The organism is Streptomyces sp. GQFP (assembly GCF_021545335.1).
GTDB lineage: Bacteria > Actinomycetota > Actinomycetes > Streptomycetales > Streptomycetaceae > Streptomyces.
Window position 1 is genome coordinate 3,243,357 of sequence record NZ_CP089312.1, and the last position, 20,711, is coordinate 3,264,067.

The window sequence follows — 20,711 nt, forward strand, 5'->3', positions numbered from 1 at the left end:
TCCCTGAAGGGGGAGGGGATTCCTGGCTCAGGCCGCCTCCTGGAGCAGCGCTCCAGGAGGTCTTCTGCCATCAGCGCCAGCCGGGTTGAGACCAGCCCGGACGAGCATGACATGTGCGGAGTTCTTGTCCCGTGGGGACACGTTTCCGCATGCGGTGCAGGTGTAGGTGAGCGGTCACGATGTCGCGTACTCGCACGCGTACGAGGAAGGGCTCCCGGTGATCACCGGGAGCCCTTCCTCGTACGTGCCTACTGTGGGGCGTCCGGATCTGGGGGCCATCCAGCCCGTGGGGGCCGTCTCCGGGGCCGTCGCTTCCTCAGTCGTCGAGGTCTCGGGCACCATCTCCGAGGGCATCCGCGAAGCAGCGTGCGTCAGCGCGGGCATGTCGAAGGAAGTGTCTTTCTCGGCCACTTCTCGGAAGTTGACGAACGAGACGATGGATTTCACCACCAGGGCGACCAGGCCCCGGGTCTTCACCTGTATCGCTGCTCAGTGCCATGGTCGACGGGGAATCACTGACCGTGCGGAGTGAGGCAGCGCCGGGACGGTGATAAGCGGTCGATGACACGGGAAGCGCCCAGGTTCCTCATCGAGCCGCCGCTGCCTTCCTGGCACGGCGGACGCGCGCCGGGGCGAACGCGTCGATACTTCCGGCGCCCTGGCCCGGCGTGGCGTCCCAGCCTTGGATCCGTTGAGCGAGACGGGACAGACGGGCATCGCCCGGAGGGACATCGATCTGGAAGTGTGACTCCTTCACTGGGTCGAGGTCGCCGCCCCAGGCGACGACGTCCCCGCAGTCGGCAAGGATGTCCTGCACGATCGTGCGTTCCTGTTCCGTCATACCAGTGGCCTTGTCCGCGCCAAGAGGGTAGAAGAGCGGACGGATCGCCAGCGCGGTGCCGGAGAGGTAGTTCGACTCGAAGCGGGCACCGATGTGCCGGTCGATGGTGTGGCTCTGGACGTCGCCGGGGCGCAACATGTCGATCTCGTACGAGAACCGGCGAGCCACATACAAGAGTACGGTGGCCACGTCGCCGTCCACCAGGGAAACGTGAACGTTGCCGGCACCCTCCAGACGCTCCTTCGAGGCTTGGTCGACGACGGGCCAACCGTTCGCCGATCGGGAGCCATCCCACGTCTTCATCTGCGGAGCGGCCGAGGCGGCTACGGCGGGAGTTGTCGCGAGAGCGGTCCCGATGGCGAGGCCCGCCCCAAGAGTCAGGACGTGACGACGGCTGGGGTGGCCTGTGAACGCGTTTCTCAACGCATGGATCCTTTCCAACTGATGAATGGGATCTTCCCGCTCCGTACAGCTGAGCCCACAGCAAGGACGAGACAGAGGCCACTGGTTACGAACAGTGCCACCACGGTGGGCGCAATCCAGGCGGGAACAAGCTCGATGGCACCGTGGTCCGTGTGGAGGACCTGCCGGACCGGAAGAAAGGAGACGGCTTCACCGCGGTCCGCGAGCACCGAAACCACGCCGTATATGTTGATCAACCAAGCAACGCTCGCCAGCAGCGCTGCGGCCTCCAGCAAGGCTCCGTAGGCCTCGCTCATCAGGAGAGCCCGCTTGGTCCACCTGATACAGATGGCTTTGGCGATCAGAACACCGATGGCCAGGACGGTAGTGGTCAAGACGACGATAAGAATGATGCATCTCCTTTCACCGAGCAGACCAGACCTCGGTTCAGCTGCTACTCGACCTGTACATGGCCCGCCAGAACCTCGGCGAAGCCCTGACAGAACTCGTTCAGTTTGTCCGACGGCAGAGCCCCAGGTCCGATGGACAACGCACCAGCGTACTTCTTGAACAGCGCCGTGCGCCCGGCAGCGATCGGCTCCTCGTCGGTGAGTAGCATCTCGCGGGCCAGGGCAGCCGACTGCGCGACGGATCCACCGAACCGGTCTGAGTAGTAGTTCTGAAACCGCTTCGCACCACCTGTACCGGTGTATTGGTCCCGCACCGCTTCGACGATAGTCGCTCCGTCGTGGACCTTTCTGGCGAGAAGATACCCGTCGGCGTCCTCGACCAGATCCGAAAAGGAGAAAGTGGAGTTCACTCCGATCTTCCCGAGCTTCTCAGTGCAATACGTGTAGCCGGAGGAGTAACTCTCACTGTCGCGCCGCCACTCTCCGTAGAATGTGAACAGGTCACCTCCCCATCCGCCGACGTCGCCGACGTTCACAGCACCAGGGTCGGACGGCTGAGGCTTGACAAAATGTGCGTTGCATGTGGCCATCAGATGCTCGGTGCCGAGTGCGATGCCGGAGAAGGGATCCGTGAATTCGGCCATAATAGAGGCTCCGTGCTCCTCGGCATAGTCGATGAAGCCTTGGTCGGGGTCGCCGATCAGGATCCGCCACTGCCAGTCGCCATACAGCTTGTGGCGGATGTACTCCATCACCAGCTGGTTCGGATTGCCCTCGCCGTACGCATTCGCCAGGTCGTACAGTCCGGAAATGTAGGATACGAACCCGTCTGCGGGAGACGTTGGTTGATTGACACTCTTCTGACCTTCGTCCGATCCTTTCCGATGGGCATCGGCGTCGAGCCAAAACGTATCGGATCCGTTGGTGACCTGGAATTCCTTGATCTGATTGAAAGACCAGTTTCCCGGCAGCGGGAAACCGAGGTTCCCCGAGAAACCCCAGGACATTCCGGATACGAAGGAGAAGGCCGCATAGGTCTCGTTTGTCACCTGGGCGCACACGTTACGCGAACCGTAGACGCCGTACGTGTAGCGCTTACCCCTGCTCGCCAGACCTGAGGCAACTCCCTGAAAGTACTCGATGACCTTGGGCATGTCGGCATCAGTGGCGTCGTAGTCAACGGCGAAGTAGATGATGGTCCCGCGATTGAAGCCGAAGTGCACAGCCTGGTCGTGGGCCCACTGGCCGTGCGCGTAGCCGTTAGACCAGTTGAAGTCGGCATAATCCCGGGCGTTGTCCTGGAAGATCGGGAATACGCGCAGGCCTGCGGCGAAGATGTCAGCGAGTTCACCCTCCTCGAGCATCTTGGAGCCACCACCCGACGACGACTCGTTGACATAGCGGCCGACGTACCGATAGCCGTCGGCATACATCCTCTGGCCGCGCGACGGAGTGATCGTGTAGGCGGTGTCCGACGCCGTGACCGTCCGGTCGGGGTCACCCATGGACACCAGCAGCTGGGCCCAGGTCGCGTAGTCGCCCAATCCACTTACGTTGCCAGCGCTGTCGGTAAGGGCAGAGAACTTCTGGAAGCCACGTATCCAGCCGTCGATGTCCGAGTCCCAGGCATCGGTGAAGTGGGTTCGCTGATCTTCTTCAAGTGAGCTCGCGACCGGCTCGTTGAAGACGCATGCGGCGGAGAACAACTGCATGAGGACCCCCGAGGAGCCCGGACCGACCGGGTTGGCCTTCAGGCCCGCCTGGGTACCCGAACCGAAGTTTCCGGTGGCCTGGCCCTCAGGAATGCCGATCTCGATCTGCACGGCCTTCATAAGGGCCTGCTGCACGTCACGAGAGAAGTTGCCGTCCGTGGGACCAATGGAGAAGGTGCTCTTTTGCCAATAGCGCTCATTGAGCCACTGCTGGATGGAGCGAACCTTTTCCGTACCGCCGGCGACGACAACATAGGCGTCCATGTTCAGAATCGCCTTTAGCACCTTGGGCTGGACAACACCGCCATCCTGGGAAATTCCCATGTTGCCCTTGATCTGATCCACTGACGATGCCGCAACGGAGTCGAAGCTGACAACATTTGTGTCGCCACCCCAGTAGCCCTTACAGAAAAGCCCGTGACGAATGATTTTGACGATATTCTCATTGTTGTCCCACCCGATGCCGATAGCACCGAGGGCAGCAACCTTGGAGAGGGTTCCGTCACCAAAATTGGCAACGACCGGACTGATGCCCAATTCATGCTGAAGACCCATGATCAGGCTGTACATGGTGGCCCAGCCGGTGACACCGTCCTCGGGGCACTCCACATAGCCGGACACGTTGCCGTAAGTCGTGTTCACCCATTTCTGCGCCTCAAGGACCTTCTCGTCCGCCACGAATCTCCTCCTGATTTAAGTGGGATGGTTACAGATAGGGGCACGGCTGAGCCCACGCGAACAACACGCTGGACTAAACGAAACGGCAGACCAAAGCAAAGCCGGTTTCCCTCGACCATAGAACAAGGGCAGGAAAAATTGATAGCGCCAATCAGGTTCCATCCCGCACGAGTTGACGTCACACGGGAAGGATCAAATTCCCTCATTCCTCCAAATAAGGAGCCCTAAAAATCCGAGAATGAAAGAACTTAACATGACTGACGGCGTCACCAAATTCACCCACGGGAAATCCCCCTCGATCTCTCGGTGGAGAGTTCCCATGGGTTTGAAAAATGAGCACTACTTGGCGACGTGTCGCGCCTTCAAAGCGTCGGCACCTACCACTTGGTGCTGCACTGCAACGGATACAGATCGTCGTCAAAGCGAATGCAGATGCGGTAGTAGTACGCCGAGCCGCCGAGCATGTTCGACCAGTCGGAGCCGCCATAGCCAGGAGTGGTGACCGAAAGAGACCTGATGAAGTTTCCTGCGGCGTCGTACTTCTCGATCGTCGCGTACGAGGTGTAGACGGACGGGCTCGCATTGTTCGTGATCCGCACCCAGGCCGCGACACAGTCGTGCGACCAGCGGAGCTGCGCGACCCGACTGTTACTTTCGAGCGTTCTCACCGTGCTGACACTGGCGTCGCAGTTATAGGTAACCGGCCCCTTGTTGTCACAACCGGTTCCGGAACAGCTCGCGGCGTACGAAGTACCCGCGAGCGGAATCATGGTCAGAGCCAGCGCGGCAGCCGAAATCAATGCTGCCCTGGCCGAATTCCTACGCATGACGCAATCCCCCTTGTTCGAAATTTCGAATCATCCCCCACAGGGTGGCGCTATGCACACACTATGAGGTCGGGAGTGAGGTGTCCACGCTTTTAATCTCGACATCAAGAAGTGCACCTTATGGCAACCTTGACCCCATAATATCCAGAATTGAATCGCCGCGCGGTCCGATATGCTCCGCACATGCCGAAAAGTCTTCCGCACGGCGTCTTCCGTACCGTCCGCTGGTGGACCGCGGCCGGTACGTCGCTCGTAGTTCTGTTCATCTCTTTGGGCTGGTCACTACTGACTTCGCTGGAGTTCGACGAACAGTGCAACCAGGGCGTTGTCGACGGCCCCGGGCGACTGCTGGACATTCGGCGGCAGACGTTTCCCCCAGCCGTCATCTGCGAGTACGAGCAGGGGGACGTCTCCGCCGGCGCCACCGGAGTGCTCGGTGCCGTGGTCTGGCTGAGCGTGGTGTGCCTGACCGTCTCCGTACTGCTGGGGCTACTGGTCGAATGGACCGATCCGCCCACTCCGGGCACTACCGATCGCCTGGTCCCCCGGGCACCGCGCTCCCCAGGGTCTCCCCGGTCAGGAAGCTGCGTCGCACGGGAACGGCCTTCTTCGTCGCCGCGTCCGTGTTCTTCCTGGTCTATGGACTGGCGGCATGGCCGCTGATCACCGGCCCGTCATCGGCGTGTTCCGCCAGAGGGGAGTGGGCGTCCTATCCGCCGCAAACTCTGGACTACAGCCTCTTCCCGCCCCAGGCGACCTGTGCGTACCGGAGTGGAGCGACATCGGAACTGAACCCGGGCTGGGTCGAAGTCCTCACAACGGTGCTGGCCGTACCCGTGCTGATCACTGGAATCGGCCTCGCGCTGGCATGGCGGCGGTGGCGAGCGGAACCGCACGACACACGGTCCGCCGGACCGCGACGCGGCTGACCGCACATACGAGAGGGGGCTCCCGGTGATCACCGGGAGCCCCCTCTCGTATGTGCGGTACGTCGCTACTGGTCCTCGTCCGGATCGGGGGGATCCAGGGTGATCCCGCCCGTCGGGGTCTCCTCCGGGAACGTCGGTGCCGAGGTCGTCGGTGCCGAGGTCGTCGGGGTCGGAGTCGGTGTCGGGGTCGGCGTCTCCGACCGGGTCGGGGTCGGTGTCGGGGTCGGCGTCTCCGACTCGGTCGGAGTCGGCGTCGGTGTCGGCGTCTCCGACCGGGTCGGAGTCGGTGTCGGGGTCGCCTTCACGCCCGCGCCCAGCGTGGTGTCCAGGTCGAACTTGGTCACCTTGCCCATCGTGCCGAAGGTATACGTCGCCCAGATCTTCGCCGGGTAGCCACCGCCGTTGACCCGGGGGAAGCCTCCCGCCCCGTACAGCGGAACCTGAGCAGGGATCTTGACATCCTCGCCGAACAAACCTACGGACGTGGCCAGGCCCGGCGTGTAGCCCGTGAACCAGGCCGACTTGTTCTTGTCAGACGTACCCGTCTTCCCCGCGACCTGCTGCCCCTTGCGGCCGGCAGCCTGGGCCACCGAGGCTTTGGCCGTACCGTCGTCGACCACGCCCGTCAGCACCGAGGTGACCGCGTCGGCGGCCTCGCGGGTGATGATCTGCTCGCCCAGCGGGGAGGGCATCTCGACCGTGCTGTCCTTGTGTTCGGCCGACTTCACGACGGCCGGGGTGACCTTGCGGCCGTGGTTGTCGAGGGTGGCGTAGACGCCGGCCATCTCCAGCGGGCTCGCGCCCATCGTGCCGAGGGTCTGTGCGGGCACCGCCTGCAACCCCTCGGTGTCCAGGCCGAGTTCGTCGGCGACCTTCATGACCTCGGACATGCCGACGTCGACGCCCATCTGTGCGAACACCGAGTTGATCGACTTGTTCATCGCCTCCTGGACGGTGACGTCGCCGTAGTCGTCGTCGTCCTCGTTCGGCGGGGCGAAGCCGACCTTCTTGCCGTCGGACACGACCTGCCGGCCGCTCGTGCCGTCGTAGATGGTGTTCGGGTCGATCAGGTCGCCGTCCTGCGTCTTCGCCTTCTCCTCCATGGCCGCCGCGAGGATGATCGGTTTGAAGGTGGACGCGGGCTGGTAGTCACGCCGGGTCGCGTTGCTGATGAAGTGCTTGAAGTAGTCGGTGCCGCCGTACAGCGCGACCACCCGCCCGGTCTTCGGGTCGACGGACGCGGCACCGGCCTGGACGTTGCCGTCGACCTTGCGCTTCTTCGCGTCGAGCTTGCTGGTCAGCTCACTCTTGACGGCCGACTCCAGCGCGGTCTGCTTCTTCCGGTCGATGTTGAGGGTGATCGTCCAGCCGCCCGCGTCGATCAGTGCGTTCGCGCTGTTGGTGTCGTCCGCCGTGCCCTGGGAGACGAGCTGCTTGGCCATCTCGGCCTTCGCGGCGTCGACGAGGTAGCCCGTCTGGCCCTCCAGGCCCGGGGCGCCCTTGGGATCCTTCGGCACCGGGAACTTCATGGCGTCGCGCTCGGTCTTGTCGAGCCAGCCCTCCTCGACCATGTTGTCGAGTACGTAGTTCCAGCGGGCGGTGACCAGCTTCTTGCTCGTCGGGGACGCGACGGCCCAGTCGTACTGGCTCGGCGCCTGGAGCAGCGCGGCGAGGTAGGCGCCCTGCTCGACGCTGAGCTTCTTGGCGTCGACCCGGTAGTAGGCCTGCGCGGCGGCCTGGATGCCGTAGGAGTCACGGCCGTAGTAGTTGGTGTTGATGTAGCCGGCGAGGATGTAGTCCTTGGACCTGCTGCGGTCGACCTTCAGTGAGATGACCAGTTCCTTCAGCTTGCGCGTGATGGTCTGGTTCTGGTCCAGGTAGTAGTTCTTGACGTACTGCTGGGTGATCGTCGAACCACCCTGCTTGCCCTTGCCGGACAGCGTGTTGATCAGACCTCGGGTGGTGCCCTTGAAGTCGACGCCGGCGTCCTTGTAGAACGACTTGTTCTCGGCGGCGACAAAGGTGAGCTGGACCTTCTTGGGCACGTCGGCCAGGTCCACGATCTCGCGGTTGACCGTGCCGGTACGGGCGAGGACGGTGCCGTCGCTGTACTTGTAGACGTTGCTCTGCTTCTCCGCGGCGGCGTTGCCCGCGGGCACGTCGATCATCACGTAGAGCACGACGAAGGCGCCCATGCCGAGCAGCAGGAAGCCGAAGAACGTGCCGAGGATCTTCTTCCAGGTGAACATGCGGCGCAAGAAACTCTTACCGTCCTTCTTACCGCCCTTGCCCGCCTTGCCACTTCTGCCGCGTGCCGCGGCCCTGCTCGCCGCCCTGCCCATGGGCTCGGTCTCGGTGGCGGTCGCGGTCGCGGTGGCCGTGCCGGTCGCGCTCTCGGTCCCGGCCTCGGTCTCGGTCTCGGTCGCCGCGTCTCTGGTCGAGCGCTTGGGCGCCGCGCGGCGGCCACCGCGATGCTGCCGCGCTCGTCTCTCTTCCGCTCGTCCCATGGGTCGCTTCGCTCCGCTTCCTTCTTGTGTTCCGTCTCGTACGTCACACAGGCTCGTGGCACAGGTCAGCTCCGAAAACTAACACCGTCGGATAAGACGACGAGATTCCGATCCGGTGTTTTACGGACGTGACAATCAGCACCAGCCTCACTGGAACCGACTACCAGGGGCTGCGGAAGGTTGCCGAGCAGGTTAAAGTGATATCACTTAGTTAGCGACTTGCTAGGCTCTGGCCGTGACAGCCGAGAAACGGGGGCACCACCCATGACCACACACGACTCCGCGCACGACTCCACACCGACGACCGATCTGCCCGACATGCCCGATCCCCAGGTCCGGGAGTTCCAGGCCCACAGCATCGGGGGCGGGCTCGCCCTGCTGATGGGACTGCTCGGCGTCGTGATCGGCGTCGGCATGATCGTCGGCGCGACGGCGGTGACCGGGAGCGGCGCCAAGGCCGCCCTGATCGTCCTGGGCATCCTGATCAGCCTCTCCGCCTTCATCGCCATGTGCGGTCTGAACATGGTGGCGCCGGGCGAGGCCCGGGTCGTCCAGCTCTTCGGGCGGTACCGGGGGACCATCCGCGAGGACGGGCTGCGCTGGGTGAACCCGCTCACCTCGCGCTCCAAGATCTCGACGCGGGTACGCAACCACGAGACCGCCGTCCTCAAGGTGAACGACGCCTACGGCAACCCGATCGAACTCGCCGCCGTCGTCGTCTGGAAGGTCCAGGACACCGCCCAGGCCAGTTTCGAGGTCGACGACTTCCTGGAGTTCGTCGCCACCCAGACCGAGGCGGCCGTCCGGCACATCGCCATCGAGTACCCGTACGACGCCCATGACGAGGACGGGCTCTCGCTGCGCGGCAACGCCGAGGAAATCACCGAGAAGCTGGCCGTCGAGCTGCACGCGCGCGTGGAGGCGGCCGGCGTCCACATCATCGAGTCCCGCTTCACCCACCTCGCGTACGCTCCCGAGATCGCCTCGGCGATGCTCCAGCGGCAGCAGGCGGGGGCGGTCGTCGCGGCGCGGCGGCAGATCGTGGACGGCGCGGTGGGCATGGTCGAGGCCGCGCTCGCCCGGATCACCGAGCAGGACATCGTGGAGCTGGACTCCGAACGTAAGGCGGCGATGGTGTCGAACCTGATGGTGGTGCTGTGCGGTGACCGTGCGGTGCAGCCGGTCCTGAACACGGGGTCCTTGTACCAGTGACCGTTCCTTCCGAGGAGCCGGCCCCTCAGCGCCGGCCGCAGCAACAGCGCAAGCAGGTGCTGTTGCGGCTGGACCCTGCCGTGTACGAGGCGCTGGCCCGCTGGGCGGGGGATGAGCTGCGCTCGGCCAACGCGCAGATCGAGTTCGTGTTGCGGCGGGCGTTGGCCGAGGCCGGTCGACTGCCTGGGGAGGCGGGGCCCATTCCTCGGCGCGGGCGTCCCCCTGGGGGCTCCGCCCCCAGACCCCAACCCCCAACAGGCTAAGGAAAATCGACCCTATACACAGTGGGTATACACGCGACGTATACCCACTGTGTATAGTCCTGCCCATGTCCATCGGTCACACCCTTCTAGGACTCCTGGAGTCCGGCCCCCGGCACGGTTACGACCTGAAGCGGGCCTTCGACGAGAAGTTCGGTCATGATCGCCCGCTGCACTACGGGCAGGTCTACTCGACGATGTCCCGGCTGCTGAAGAACGGGCTCGTCGAGGTCGACGGGATCGAGGCCGGCGACGGTCCCGAGCGCAAGCGGTACGCGATCACCGACGCCGGGATCACCGACGTACAGCGGTGGCTCGCGACGCCGGAGAAGCCCGAGCCGTATCTGCAGTCGGTCCTCTACACCAAGGTCGTCCTCGCCCTGCTCACGCACCGGAACGCCGGTGACATCCTCGACACGCAGCGCTCCGAGCATCTGCGGATGATGCGCATCCTGACCGAGCGCAAGCGCAAGGGCGACCTCGCCGACCAACTCGTCTGCGACCACGCCCTGTTCCATCTCGAAGCCGATCTGCGCTGGCTGGAACTGACCGCCGCGCGTCTCGACAAGCTCGCTCTGGCGGTGACGGCCCGATGACCACTGTTCCTACCGGTTCCCTGCTCGCCGCGAGCGAGCTGCGCAAGGCCTACGGTCCGACCAACGCGCTGGACGGCGCCGAGTTCTCGATCCACGCCGGCGAGGTCGTCGCCGTGATGGGCCCGTCCGGGTCCGGCAAGTCGACCCTGCTGCACTGTCTCGCCGGGATCGTGCCGCCCGACTCCGGCTCCATCACGTACAACGGGCGTGAACTGGCCGGGATGAGCGACGCCCAGCGCAGTCAGCTGCGGCGCTCCGAGTTCGGGTTCGTGTTCCAGTTCGGGCAACTCGTTCCCGAACTGACGTGCGTCGAGAATGTCGCCCTTCCGCTGCGGCTCAGCGGGACCTCCCGCAAGGAGGCCGAGCGGACCGCGCTGTCCTGGATGGAGCGGCTGGAGGTCGACGACCTCCAGGGCAAGCGGCCCGGCGAGGTGTCCGGCGGGCAGGGGCAGCGCGTCGCGGTCGCGCGGGCGCTGGTCACCAACCCCCGGGTGCTGTTCGCCGACGAGCCGACCGGCGCGCTCGACTCGCTCAACGGCGAGCGCGTGATGGAGCTGCTGACCGAGGCCGCCCGGTCGACCAACGCGGCCGTCGTGCTTGTCACGCACGAGGCACGGGTGGCCGCCTACTCGGACCGCGAGATCGTCGTACGGGACGGGAAGTCGCGGGACATGGAGCGCGTCGTATGAGCGTGCGCCAGTGGACGAGGGACCTGGGTATGGGGGTCCGGTTCGCCTTCTCGGGCGGGCGCGAGGGGTGGATGCGGGTCCTGCTGACGGCCGTCGGGGTCGGGCTCGGGGTGGCGCTGCTGCTGCTGACGACCGCCGTCCCGAGCGCCCTGGCGGACCGGCGCGACCGCGCCAGCGACCGTTCGAACGTCATGTACGTCGAGACGCAGATGCCGAAGGCCGACAACACGGTGATCGTGGCGATGGTCGACACGACCTTCCGTGCGGACGACATCCGCGGCCGGGAACTGGAACCCGAGGGAGCGCGGGCGCCCCTGCCCCCGGGGATCGACAGGTTCCCGGCGGTCGGGGAGATGATCGCCTCCCCCGCTCTCGAACGGCTGCTGAAGTCCGGCGAGGGCGAGCTGCTGCGGGAGCGGCTGCCGGACCGGATCGTCGGCACCATCGGCGAGGCCGGGCTCCTCGGACCGGCCGAACTCTCCTTCTACCGGGGCGCCGACGATCTCGGGAAGCACCTCGACAACGGTGCGGTGACCCGGATCGACCGGTTCGGGGATCTCTATCCGTCGTCCGAGGGCATGGACCCCGTCCTGCTGCTCCTCACCCTCGTCGTCTTCGTGGTGCTGCTGATGCCGGTCGGCGTCTTCATCGCCACGGCCGTACGGTTCGGCGGTGAGCGGCGTGACAGGCGGCTGGCCGCGCTGCGGCTGGTCGGGGCCGACGGCCGGATGACCCGGCGGATCGCGGCGGGCGAGGCCTTCGCGGGCGCCGCGGTCGGGCTCGTCCTCGGCGCCGCCTTCTTCCTGATCGGCCGGCAGGCCGCGGGCTCCGTCGAGATCCTCGACAAGAGCGTGTTCCCCAGTGATCTGAACCCGTCGCCCGCGCTGGCCGTCCTGGTCGGGGTCGCCGTGCCGGTGGCCGCGGTGCTGGTCACCCTGTTCACGCTGCGCGGTGTGGTGATCGAGCCGCTGGGCGTGGTGCGCACGGCCCGGCCGCCGCGGCGCCGGCTGTGGTGGCGGCTGCTGCTGCCGCTCGGCGGAATCGCCGCGCTCTACCCCATGATCGGACAGGGCAACAACAGCGGGGAGTTCAACGACCTCCTCGTCGTCACCGGTGTCATGCTCCTGCTCATCGGGGTGACCGCTCTCCTCCCCTGGGTCATCGAGGCCGTGGTCGCCAGGCTCGGCTCCGGCGGGGTTGCCTGGCAACTGGCCGTCCGGCGGCTCCAGTTGAGCAGCGGCATGGCGGCCCGTACGGTGAGCGGCATCGCGGTGGCGGTGGCCGGGGCGATCGCCCTCCAGATGCTCTTCTCGGGGGTCTCCGGCGCCTACACGACCCCTGCGGAGCAGGACCTCACACGGGCCCAGATGGAGATCGACCTGCCGGACGGTGCCCTGCTCACGGAGGCGGGCAAGCAGCTCGCCGAGACCAAGGGCGTCCGCAAGGTCACCGTGCTGTCCCGTGGTTCGGTGAGCGAGAAGGCCAAGGACCCGGAGAAGTACATCGAGTTGACCATCGGCGACTGCACGGCGCTGCGAGCCGTGGGGAATCTCCCCTCGTGCCGCGACGGCGACTCCTTCGCCACGCGGGGCGGCCGGGAGGGGTACGACGCGGACACGCCCCAACTGGTCAAGCCGGGCCGCACGTTGTACATCAGCCCGACCTACACCGAGAGCGAGCACCCAGCGGTCGCCTGGACGGTGCCGGCGAACGTCCAGCAGGCCGACGCGATCGAGGACCCGTCCGGGGTCGTGGGCGGCGGCATCCTCGCCACGCCGGGCGCCCTGCCCGAGGAGATCGTGGCGCGGGCCCCCGGACTGATCTACATCGGCCTCGACCCCGAGGTGGCGGACGCCCGCGACCTGGTCCGGAACACGTCCATGAAGATCGACCGGCTGTCGGAGCCGATGACCTGGACGTCGAGCGACCGCTCCGAGCGGTTCGACTCGATCCGTACCGGCCTGTTCGTAGGCGCCACCTGTGTCCTGCTGCTGATCGGGGTGAGCCTGCTGGTCTCCCAGCTGGAGCAGCTGCGCGAACGCAGGAAGCTGCTGTCGTCCCTGGTCGCCTTCGGCACCCGGCGGCGCACCCTGAGCCTGTCGGTGCTGTGGCAGACGGCGATCCCGATCGGGCTGGGGCTGCTGCTGGCGTCGGCGGTGGGGCTCACCCTGGGTGCGGTCCTGCTGAAGATGACGAGCACGTCGATCCACGTCGACTGGACCGCCGTACTGGCGATGACCGGCATCGGCGCGGGAGTCGTCTTCCTGGTGACGCTGCTGAGCCTGCCGCCGCTGCTGCGGCTGATGCGCGCGGACGGCCTGCGTACGGAGTGACGCTCCCCGCGCACGCACGCCGACGGGCCCCTCCCCCCGAGGGGCCCGTCGGCGTTCCGCCCGTTCCGCTCAGAGGCTGTACTCCTTGACCACCCGTCGCACCTGGGCGAAGAGCATCCCGACGTTGACCGCCTTGCGGCAGACGACCACGGCGACGACGTCCTGCTGCTCGTTCAGCCGCACGAACAGGTGGGTGAGGTTCTCGCTGTTGACGAGGATCTCCTGGAAGAAGTGCTGGTCGCTCTGGACGCCCCGGCGTTCCTTGAACACGTCCTCGATCATCACGACCGTACGGCCCTGGAACAGGTCGAGGGTCGCGCCCGCCAGCAGGTCGAGCACCTCGGGCGGATGGTTGTCGACCGTCTCGTACGAGAGCAGCATCCCGGTGGACATGTCGACGACGCCCGAGGCGACACACTCGGGGGCATCGGTACGGAGCGACTTGACCAGGCCCATGACCTGGTCGGAGAAACCTGTGGTCATGCGTTTCGTCCCCATCCTTTCCTTCACACTCCTTCGGTCGCCACGGAGGAGTCCGTCGCGGTGAGGATCGACCCGATGCGCCGCAGCGCCGGCTGGGTCGCCCGGTGCAGCCGGTCGAGGTCGACGCCCTCGTCGCCGAGTACGACCATCAGCGCGGTGTCGCCGACGGCGTAGAAGGCGGCGCAGCCCTGGCTGCCGTAGGTGACCGTCTGGCGCAGGGTGCCCCGGCCGGTCGCCTGGGCGGCCCGTCGGGCGAGGCCGAGTCCGGCGGCGGCGAGGGCGGCGAGGCCCTCGGGGTCGATCGACTCGGCGGTGTCCGCCGCGATGAGCAGTCCGTCGGTGGCGGCGACGGCCGTATCGGTTATTCCGTCCACCTGTTCACGCAGGTCGCGCATTTCCATGGCCAGCGCTTTGTGGTCCATGCACTCAACTCCCCTATGGGCTTCTATGAATTTCCATGAGTTCCGTTCCGCATGCGGAAGAACCCTTTCCAGCTCGTCCCACGCTTTTCCGGGGCGAGAGATTCGGTGATGCCACTGGCGCCGGGTTCACGGCGGGGCAGTGCGGGAGCAGGACCTTTCGGTACCGGTTGCGCGTCGGAGGCGAGGACGGCGGCCAGCGCGGTGACGACCGCGGGGTCGACGTACGGGGGTGGCAGGGGCGGTGGTGGCGGGAGCGGTGATGGAGGAGGTGCCGGCGGGGGCGGCTTGCGCTGCCGTAGGCCCTCCGCCGGCACCCGTACGACCGGCAGGGGCGCGGGTCCCTCGGCGCACTCCAGAAGCCCGGCCCCGAGCATCCGCGCCACCTCGACGGTCACCGTGTACACCCCCCGACCGGTACGGAACGCGAGGTCACGGGCGGTGCGACGGCCGTCGGCCTCGGCGATCAACTCCCGCTGTACGGGGGTGAGTCGCCCCTCGTCCACGGCGGCCGGCGCCGAACCCGGGCTCGGGCGCTCGCGGTTGGGGCGTACCGGGTGGGGCAGGGCGGCGAGGGCGGCCAGTTTGCGGTTGGCGTCCTGGAGGAGGCGGACCGGGCCCTCGCCCACCGGGACGGGGGCCGGCGCCTCGGCCCCGGGGTCGCGTTCGCAGGCGTCCACGCGGCCGGCGACGACCGCGAAGACGGCGTCCCGTAACGCCATCATGCAGACGACCCGTAACTGGGCGGCGCCCGCGTACCCGTGCCTGATCAGCTCCGTGCCGGGCCAGCGCGCTCCCCCGGCCTCGCGCACCAGCTCGGCCCACTCCTCACCGCTGATCCGGCGGGACCGCAGCAGCAGGGCCTCGGGGCCCGGGGCGCCCGGGCTCTCGGCGCCGACGACGAGTCCGCGGCGGAAGTGGAAGGTCCCGCCGGGACTGCCGGCCGCGCGCAGCGCCCCGGTGAACTCCTCGCGCCCGCACTCGGCCAGGGCGCCCAGCAGCACGTGGTAGCCGATCCGGCCGAGGGAATCGGCGTCGGATTCGGACACGGAATCGCGGATGACCGACATCACTCCCCTTGCCAATTCACCTGGGCATTTCGCACATACGCCTGACGCGTAGCACTGAGGGGGTATGTGTATCAGTCCGGGCGCATATTCCGGCCGGGGTCTCGCTACCTGACGGAAGTTGAATTCTCTCGCCGCCGAAGCGTCACTGAACGGTCTTTGTTCGACGCTCATTTGACCGAACGGTCACCGGTTCGGTGACCGGTTCAGTCGCCCAGCACCCGTACGGGCAACGGCCGCAGCGCCTCCCGCAGAGCTACCGCCAGTCCCTCGTACTCCGCGCCCCGCACGGCGCCCGCGCGCATCGCGAGGCCGATCCGGCGGGTCGGGGCCGGGGCGGCGAAGCGGCCGGTGCGGAGCTGGTCGCTGCGGCCCGCCTCGACCCTGACGGCGGTGTGCGGCAGCAGCGTCACGCCGAGGCCGCCGGCCACGAGCTGGACGAGGGTGGACAGACCGGCGGCCGTGGTGGTGACCGGAGCGTCCGCGCGCCCGGCGTCACGGCAGATGTCGAGCGCCTGGTCGCGCAGACAGTGCCCTTCGTCCAGGAGCAGCAGGTCCAGCTCGCGCAGCGCCTCGCGCGGGATGTCCGTATGCCCGCCGAGGGGGTGATCGAGGGGCGTGACGAGCACGAAGTCCTCGTCGAACAGGGGGAGTTCGAGGATGCCGGGCAGGCCGGTCGGTACGGCGATCAGGAGCAGGTCGAGGCGGCCGGTGGTCAGGCCGTCGAGGAGTCCGGCGGTCTGCTCCTCGTGGACCTGGAGGTCGAGGGCCGGGTAGCGGTCCTGGACGAGGCGCAGGACGGCGGGCAGGAGATAGGGCGCCACGGTGGGGATCACCCCGAGCCGCAGCGCCCCGGTGAAGGGCGCGCGCACGGCCTCGGCCTCCTCCATCAGCGCGCCGACCGCGTCGAGCACGGCCCGGGCGCGTACGGCGAGCCGCTCACCGGCGGGCGACAGCAGCACCTTGCGGGTGGTGCGCTCGACGAGGGTGACGCCGAGGGCCTCCTCAAGTGCCGAGACGGCACCCGAGAGGGCGGGCTGGCTCATGCCGATCGTGGCGGCGGCGTCCCGGAAGTGCAGGTGGTCCGCGACGGCCACGAAGGCGCGCAGCTGGGCGAGACTGGGGCGACGGCGCCCGTCGGTGGTCTTGGCGGCGGCCATGCCCGTACTCCCGACTCCCGACCGATGGTTTTCTGGGTTTCGCTGATAGTTTTTGCGGATCAACATGGATGAGTGTAGTGATTCACCTGATCAATGGTGGTGAGTGGGTATGGGCATCGCGGAACTGAAGTCTGCCCTGCCGGACTTCGCGGCGGACCTGCGCCTCAACCTGGGCTCGGTCGTCGACCGCTCCCGGCTCACCCCGCAGCAGCTGTGGGGCACGTTGTTGGTCTCCGCGATCGCGTCCCGCTCGCCGCGTGTGCTGCGCGAGCTGGGGCCTGAGGCCAGGGCGCGGCTCTCGCCGGCGGCGTACACGGCCGCCCGGTCCACCGCGGCCGTCATGGCGATGAACAACGTCTTCCACCGCACCCGCCATCAGCTCTCCGACCCGGAGTACGCCCGGCTGCGCACCGGGCTGCGGGCGAACGTGCTCGGCGATCCGGGCGTCGAGCGGACCGACGCCGAGCTGTGGTCGGTGGCGGTGTCGGCGGTCAACGGCTGCGGCACCTGCCTGGACGCGCACGAGCGGGTGCTGCGCGGGTCGGGTGTCGACCGGGAGACGGTCCAGGAGGCGTTCAGGATCGCGGCGGTCGTGCAGGCGGTCGGCACGACGCTGGACGCGGAGGAGATTCTCGCCGAGCGCTGAGGGGTGAGCGGCTCCGGCGACTGGACGCGGCAGGCGGTACGTCCGACAATGGGCGGACCCTCACTCCGTTCGTCGCCGCCTTCGTCGTACCGGCCGCGAGGACCGTGTTTCTCCGATTGAGGGAGCCACCGCAATGACCGTCGTCCTGGTGCTGATGGCCGCCGTCGCGCTGACGGCCGCCGCTGTCCTGCCGCGTGTGCTGACCCGGGCCGGCTGGCCCGACCGGGAGCCGGTGCTCGGGCTGTGGGTCTGGCAGTGCCTGGTCGCCACCGTGCTGGCGTGCTGCCTCGCCGCCCTGCTGCTGGGTACGGCGGCCGCCTTCGGGACCGTACGGGCCCATGCCTTCGCACCGGCGCCGGACGCCGTCAGCGCCGCGTACGGGCTGGGGCCCGCGCCCGTCTGGCTCACCGTCCTGACGCTGCTGCTGGCCTGTGGGGCGGCCTGGACGGTCGCCATGCTCGCCCGGGAACTCGCCGAGGCGCGCAGACGGCGTCGGCTGCGGCGGCTGCATCTGCGGGAGCGAGCGCCGGATCTGCCTGCCGGGTTTCCGGCGGCGCGGGGGCCGTTGCTGGTGTTGGAGGACGAGTATCCCGACGCCTGGCTGCAGCCGGGGCCGACTCCTCAACTCGTCGTCACCACGGGTGCGTTGAGGCGGCTGTCCGACCATGAGCTGGACGCCGTGCTCGCCCATGAACTCGGTCATGCGCGGGCCCGTCACGACTGGCTGCTGCATCTGTCGCAGGCGCTGGCGTCCGGGTTTCCGCGGGTTCCTGTCTTCGCGCACTTCCGGGACCAGACGTATCGGCTGGTCGAACTGGCCGCGGACGACACGGCGTCGCGGCGGTGTGGTCACCGTACGACCGCGGTCGCGCTGATCGAGCTGAACCGGCATCGGGGTGTGCTGTCCTGCGCGTGTACGCGCGGGCAGTTGGGGGATCGGGTCGAGCGGTTGTTGGCGCCGCCGCCTCGGCTGGATGCGGGGTATCGCGCTGCTGCGCTTTTGGCTGCCGCGCTGGCCCCGTTGGTTCCGTTGCTGATTGCTTTGGGGCCTGCGTTGAAGGTGCTCAACTGACTTTCGTCTGCGGGTTCGCTGTGGCTGGTCGCGCAGTTCCCCGCGCCCCTTACGGGGCCTGCGGCCCCTCAGGGCCACTTCCCAGGGCCGTTGCTCCTCCCTGGGGGTGGGCCTGGGAGTACGAGTGGAGGTAGCCGACCACCGTGTTCGTCACCGCTACCAGGGGTACGGCTACCACCGCGCCGCCGATTCCCGCCACCATGCCGCCCGCCGCCACCGACAGGACCACCGCCAGTGGGTGGACCCGGACCGCGCGGCCCAGGATGAACGGCTGCAGGACGTGGCCCTCGATCTGCTGTACGGCCAGGACCACGACGACGACCAGTACCGCCGTGAAGACGCCCTGCGTCACCAGTGCCACCACCACCGCCAGGGCGCCCGAGGCGACCGCGCCGACCAGCGGGATGAAGGAGAACAGGAAGATGAACACGGCCAGCGGGACGGCCATCGGGACGTCCAGGAAGTAGATGCCTAGGCCGATGAAGATGGCGTCGATCAGAGCCACTATCACCGTGCCGCGTACGTACGCCGTCAGCGTGCGCCAGGCTCGCGGGCCCGCGCCGGCGACACCGGGCCGGGCCGCCGCCGGAACCAGCTTCAGCGACCACTCCCAGATGCGCTTGCCGTCGTAGAGGAGGAAGAGCGTCGAGAAGGCCGCGAGCAGGATGCCGGTCAGCGCCTCGACGATGACGGTGACGCCCTCCAGGCCCGCCGACGTGATCTCGTCCGTGTTGGCGCCGATCGCGTCACGCAGATTCTCGGCGATCTTGTTGATCTGCTTGTCGGTGACGTGGAAGGGGCTGTTGAGCAGCCAGTTGCGCAGTTCGTCGACGCCGTCCTGGACCTGGTCGGAGAGCTGGTCGGTGTTCTCGATGACCTGCCAGGTCACGAACCAGCCGATCAGGCCCATCACGACGAAGCCGAGGATCGCGGTGAGCGCGGTCGCGGGCCCGCGCGGCATGCCCCACCGGGTGAGACGGGCGACCGCCGGCTGGAGCAGCGCGGTGATGAGCAGCGCCACCACGAAGGCGAAGACGACGAGTTGGACGGCGCTGATGACCCGCATCAGCACCCAGAGGGTCCCCGCGAGGACCAGCAGGCGCCAGCCCGCCTCGGCGGCGACCCGTACGCCCCAGGGGACCACGGAGGCGGGTTCGGGGCGGATCGCGGGCACTACGGGGGTGGTGGAGCTGGTGGGGGCGGCAGAGGGCTCGTCGTGCTCGGGGGCCGGTTCCGGTGGCGGCGGGGAGGGGGTGTCGTCCGTGTGTTCCTTCTCCACCTCGGCCCGGCGTTCGTCCAACCGCTCGCCCATCTCGGTCAGCCGGGTGCCGATCCGGCCGAGCCACTGCGGCACTCGCGACATGATGCGCCCTCGTCCCCCCATCGCTCCCTCTGCGGTCCGCGTCCGACCGTACATGGCCGAAGCCCCTCACCTAAGGACGGTGAGGGGCTCGGAAAGGTTGAGAGAACTGAGCCTGGAGATGCGGAAGGGCTCAGTACCAGTTGTTGGCCTGCCAGAAGTTCCACGCACCGCACGGGCTGTCGTAGCGGTCGTTCATGTAGCTCAGGCCCCACTTGATCTGGGTGGCCGGGTTCGTCGCCCAGTCGGCGCCTGCCGAGGACATCTTGGAACCCGGGAGCGCCTGGACGAGACCGTACGCGTCGGAGCTGGGGTTGTCCGCCTGGTAGTTCCAGCTGGACTCGTGGTCCACGATGTTGCTGAAGCACTGGAACTGGTCGGCCGGGACGATCTGGCGCGCCATCTCCTGGACTTCGGCGATCGTGTACGAGGCCTGCTGCGGGAAGCTGGACGCGTCGCGCGTCGCGGAACGGCTGGCCGCCTCTTCCGCGGCCTTGCGCGCCTTGGCCTCTTCCTCGGCCTTCTCGGCGGCCTTCTGCTTGGCCACGGCGTCCTTGGCGGCCTGCTTGCGCGCAGACTCCTCGGCGTCCTTCTTCGCGGTGGCGTCCGCGGCGATGGCCTGGACATCGGCCTGCTGCGTCAGGGACGCGGTCTGCACCTGGGCCTGGGAGCCCACGGGTATGTCCGTGAGCAGCGTGGTGTCGCCTACCAGTGCCTCGGCGTCGTTGGGAGTGCCGGTCTGGCCGGAGGCCACACCTGTAACTGCGCCGACAGCGGTGACCGCGGTGGCCGAGGCCACTGCCAGTCCCCGGACCGAAATCCGGCTCACACGGTTTCCTTCCAGCATCGCCCGCTTCGGTGACCCTGGCGGACGCAATCTTGCCCCAAGACGCTGGCCTCCCAACTGCGGGGTCACGGGAGACGCGGGCCCGGTGGGCAACTCCCTTGCGGGGAGTGCCGCGTGGTGCACGGGCGGCATACGACGGGGAGTATGGAGTTGACTGTGATGCTGCTGTGGTGCCGTATCGCTGGGGGCACAGATGTGTCGTATGCGGGGCCTGACAGGAGTGAGACTCTAGCCGTACCCGGACGCCGGGTGGCAATTCTG

Annotated in this window: 20 protein-coding genes and 1 pseudogene; 8 read left to right on the plus strand and 13 right to left on the minus strand. The window is 67.4% G+C overall.

Annotated elements, in window-relative coordinates:
- Window positions 1-27 precede the first annotated feature (27 nt).
- The 6 genes and pseudogenes from LUX31_RS14095 to LUX31_RS14120 all read right to left on the minus strand — a co-directional run.
- Window positions 28-168, minus strand: a pseudogene (locus tag LUX31_RS14095) (RNA-guided endonuclease TnpB family protein); the annotation flags it as partial.
- A gap of 6 nt (window positions 169-174) precedes the next feature.
- Window positions 175-477 carry a hypothetical protein gene (locus tag LUX31_RS14100; RefSeq protein ID WP_235475128.1) on the minus strand — a complete coding sequence of 101 codons (303 nt, stop codon included), beginning with the start codon at window positions 475-477 and terminating at the stop codon, window positions 175-177.
- A 109-nt stretch (window positions 478-586) separates the two neighbouring features.
- The gene (locus LUX31_RS14105; RefSeq protein ID WP_235475129.1) at window positions 587-1,030 is read right to left on the minus strand and encodes a hypothetical protein; all 444 of its coding nucleotides are present in this window, start codon (window positions 1,028-1,030) and stop codon (window positions 587-589) included.
- A gap of 230 nt (window positions 1,031-1,260) precedes the next feature.
- Complete coding sequence (locus LUX31_RS14110; RefSeq protein WP_235475130.1) at window positions 1,261-1,638, minus strand: hypothetical protein; 378 nt, start codon at window positions 1,636-1,638, stop codon at window positions 1,261-1,263.
- A gap of 59 nt (window positions 1,639-1,697) precedes the next feature.
- Window positions 1,698-4,043, minus strand: coding sequence for a glycoside hydrolase domain-containing protein (locus LUX31_RS14115; protein ID WP_235475131.1), 2,346 nt, complete (start codon window positions 4,041-4,043; stop codon window positions 1,698-1,700).
- 377 nt (window positions 4,044-4,420) lie between these two features.
- Window positions 4,421-4,870, minus strand: coding sequence for a DUF2690 domain-containing protein (locus LUX31_RS14120; RefSeq protein WP_328285656.1), 450 nt, complete (start codon window positions 4,868-4,870; stop codon window positions 4,421-4,423).
- 183 nt (window positions 4,871-5,053) lie between these two features.
- Here LUX31_RS14120 and LUX31_RS14125 point away from each other — a divergent pair, with 183 nt between their 5' ends.
- A complete protein-coding gene (locus LUX31_RS14125) occupies window positions 5,054-5,533 on the plus strand; it encodes a hypothetical protein (RefSeq protein ID WP_235475133.1) in 480 nt (159 codons plus the stop codon).
- A gap of 331 nt (window positions 5,534-5,864) precedes the next feature.
- On the opposite strand, the gene LUX31_RS14130 is transcribed toward LUX31_RS14125, so the two are convergent.
- Window positions 5,865-8,306 (minus strand): transglycosylase domain-containing protein, encoded by a 2,442-nt coding sequence (locus tag LUX31_RS14130; protein ID WP_235475134.1) that lies wholly within the window; start codon window positions 8,304-8,306, stop codon window positions 5,865-5,867.
- Window positions 8,307-8,570: 264 nt separating this feature from the next.
- Here LUX31_RS14130 and LUX31_RS14135 point away from each other — a divergent pair, with 264 nt between their 5' ends.
- The 5 genes from LUX31_RS14135 to LUX31_RS14155 all read left to right on the plus strand — a co-directional run bounded on the left by LUX31_RS14135 (window position 8,571) and on the right by LUX31_RS14155 (window position 13,396).
- The gene (locus tag LUX31_RS14135) at window positions 8,571-9,518 is read left to right on the plus strand and encodes an SPFH domain-containing protein (protein WP_235475135.1); all 948 of its coding nucleotides are present in this window, start codon (window positions 8,571-8,573) and stop codon (window positions 9,516-9,518) included.
- Window positions 9,515-9,781, plus strand: coding sequence for a hypothetical protein (locus LUX31_RS14140; protein ID WP_235475136.1), 267 nt, complete (start codon window positions 9,515-9,517; stop codon window positions 9,779-9,781). Before LUX31_RS14135 ends, LUX31_RS14140 begins: the two co-directional genes overlap by 4 nt.
- A gap of 65 nt (window positions 9,782-9,846) precedes the next feature.
- The gene (locus tag LUX31_RS14145; protein WP_235475137.1) at window positions 9,847-10,374 is read left to right on the plus strand and encodes a PadR family transcriptional regulator; all 528 of its coding nucleotides are present in this window, start codon (window positions 9,847-9,849) and stop codon (window positions 10,372-10,374) included.
- Window positions 10,371-11,063, plus strand: coding sequence for an ABC transporter ATP-binding protein (locus tag LUX31_RS14150; protein WP_235475138.1), 693 nt, complete (start codon window positions 10,371-10,373; stop codon window positions 11,061-11,063). The genes LUX31_RS14145 and LUX31_RS14150 overlap by 4 nt, the downstream gene beginning before the upstream one ends.
- Window positions 11,060-13,396 (plus strand): ABC transporter permease, encoded by a 2,337-nt coding sequence (locus LUX31_RS14155; protein ID WP_235475139.1) that lies wholly within the window; start codon window positions 11,060-11,062, stop codon window positions 13,394-13,396. Before LUX31_RS14150 ends, LUX31_RS14155 begins: the two co-directional genes overlap by 4 nt.
- A 69-nt stretch (window positions 13,397-13,465) precedes the next feature.
- Here LUX31_RS14155 and LUX31_RS14160 read toward each other — a convergent pair whose 3' ends face one another.
- The 4 genes from LUX31_RS14160 to LUX31_RS14175 all read right to left on the minus strand — a co-directional run bounded on the left by LUX31_RS14160 (window position 13,466) and on the right by LUX31_RS14175 (window position 16,525).
- A complete protein-coding gene (locus LUX31_RS14160; RefSeq protein WP_235475140.1) occupies window positions 13,466-13,894 on the minus strand; it encodes a hypothetical protein in 429 nt (142 codons plus the stop codon).
- An 8-nt stretch (window positions 13,895-13,902) separates the two neighbouring features.
- A complete protein-coding gene (locus tag LUX31_RS14165; protein WP_235475141.1) occupies window positions 13,903-14,301 on the minus strand; it encodes a roadblock/LC7 domain-containing protein in 399 nt (132 codons plus the stop codon).
- Between the two features lie 23 nt (window positions 14,302-14,324).
- On the minus strand, window positions 14,325-15,347 hold the full coding sequence (locus LUX31_RS14170) for a MarR family transcriptional regulator (protein ID WP_235475142.1): 1,023 nt from the start codon (window positions 15,345-15,347) through the stop codon (window positions 14,325-14,327).
- Window positions 15,348-15,571: 224 nt separating this feature from the next.
- Window positions 15,572-16,525 carry a hydrogen peroxide-inducible genes activator gene (locus LUX31_RS14175; protein ID WP_235475143.1) on the minus strand — a complete coding sequence of 318 codons (954 nt, stop codon included), beginning with the start codon at window positions 16,523-16,525 and terminating at the stop codon, window positions 15,572-15,574.
- 109 nt (window positions 16,526-16,634) lie between these two features.
- On the opposite strand from LUX31_RS14175, the gene LUX31_RS14180 reads away from it, so the two are divergent.
- Complete coding sequence (locus LUX31_RS14180) at window positions 16,635-17,171, plus strand: alkyl hydroperoxide reductase (RefSeq protein ID WP_235475144.1); 537 nt, start codon at window positions 16,635-16,637, stop codon at window positions 17,169-17,171.
- Window positions 17,172-17,304: 133 nt separating this feature from the next.
- On the plus strand, window positions 17,305-18,243 hold the full coding sequence (locus LUX31_RS14185; protein ID WP_235475145.1) for a M56 family metallopeptidase: 939 nt from the start codon (window positions 17,305-17,307) through the stop codon (window positions 18,241-18,243).
- A gap of 49 nt (window positions 18,244-18,292) precedes the next feature.
- On the opposite strand, the gene LUX31_RS14190 is transcribed toward LUX31_RS14185, so the two are convergent.
- Complete coding sequence (locus tag LUX31_RS14190; RefSeq protein WP_235475146.1) at window positions 18,293-19,606, minus strand: AI-2E family transporter; 1,314 nt, start codon at window positions 19,604-19,606, stop codon at window positions 18,293-18,295.
- 130 nt (window positions 19,607-19,736) lie between these two features.
- Window positions 19,737-20,450 carry a transglycosylase SLT domain-containing protein gene (locus tag LUX31_RS14195; protein WP_443045959.1) on the minus strand — a complete coding sequence of 238 codons (714 nt, stop codon included), beginning with the start codon at window positions 20,448-20,450 and terminating at the stop codon, window positions 19,737-19,739.
- Window positions 20,451-20,711: the final 261 nt, after the last annotated feature.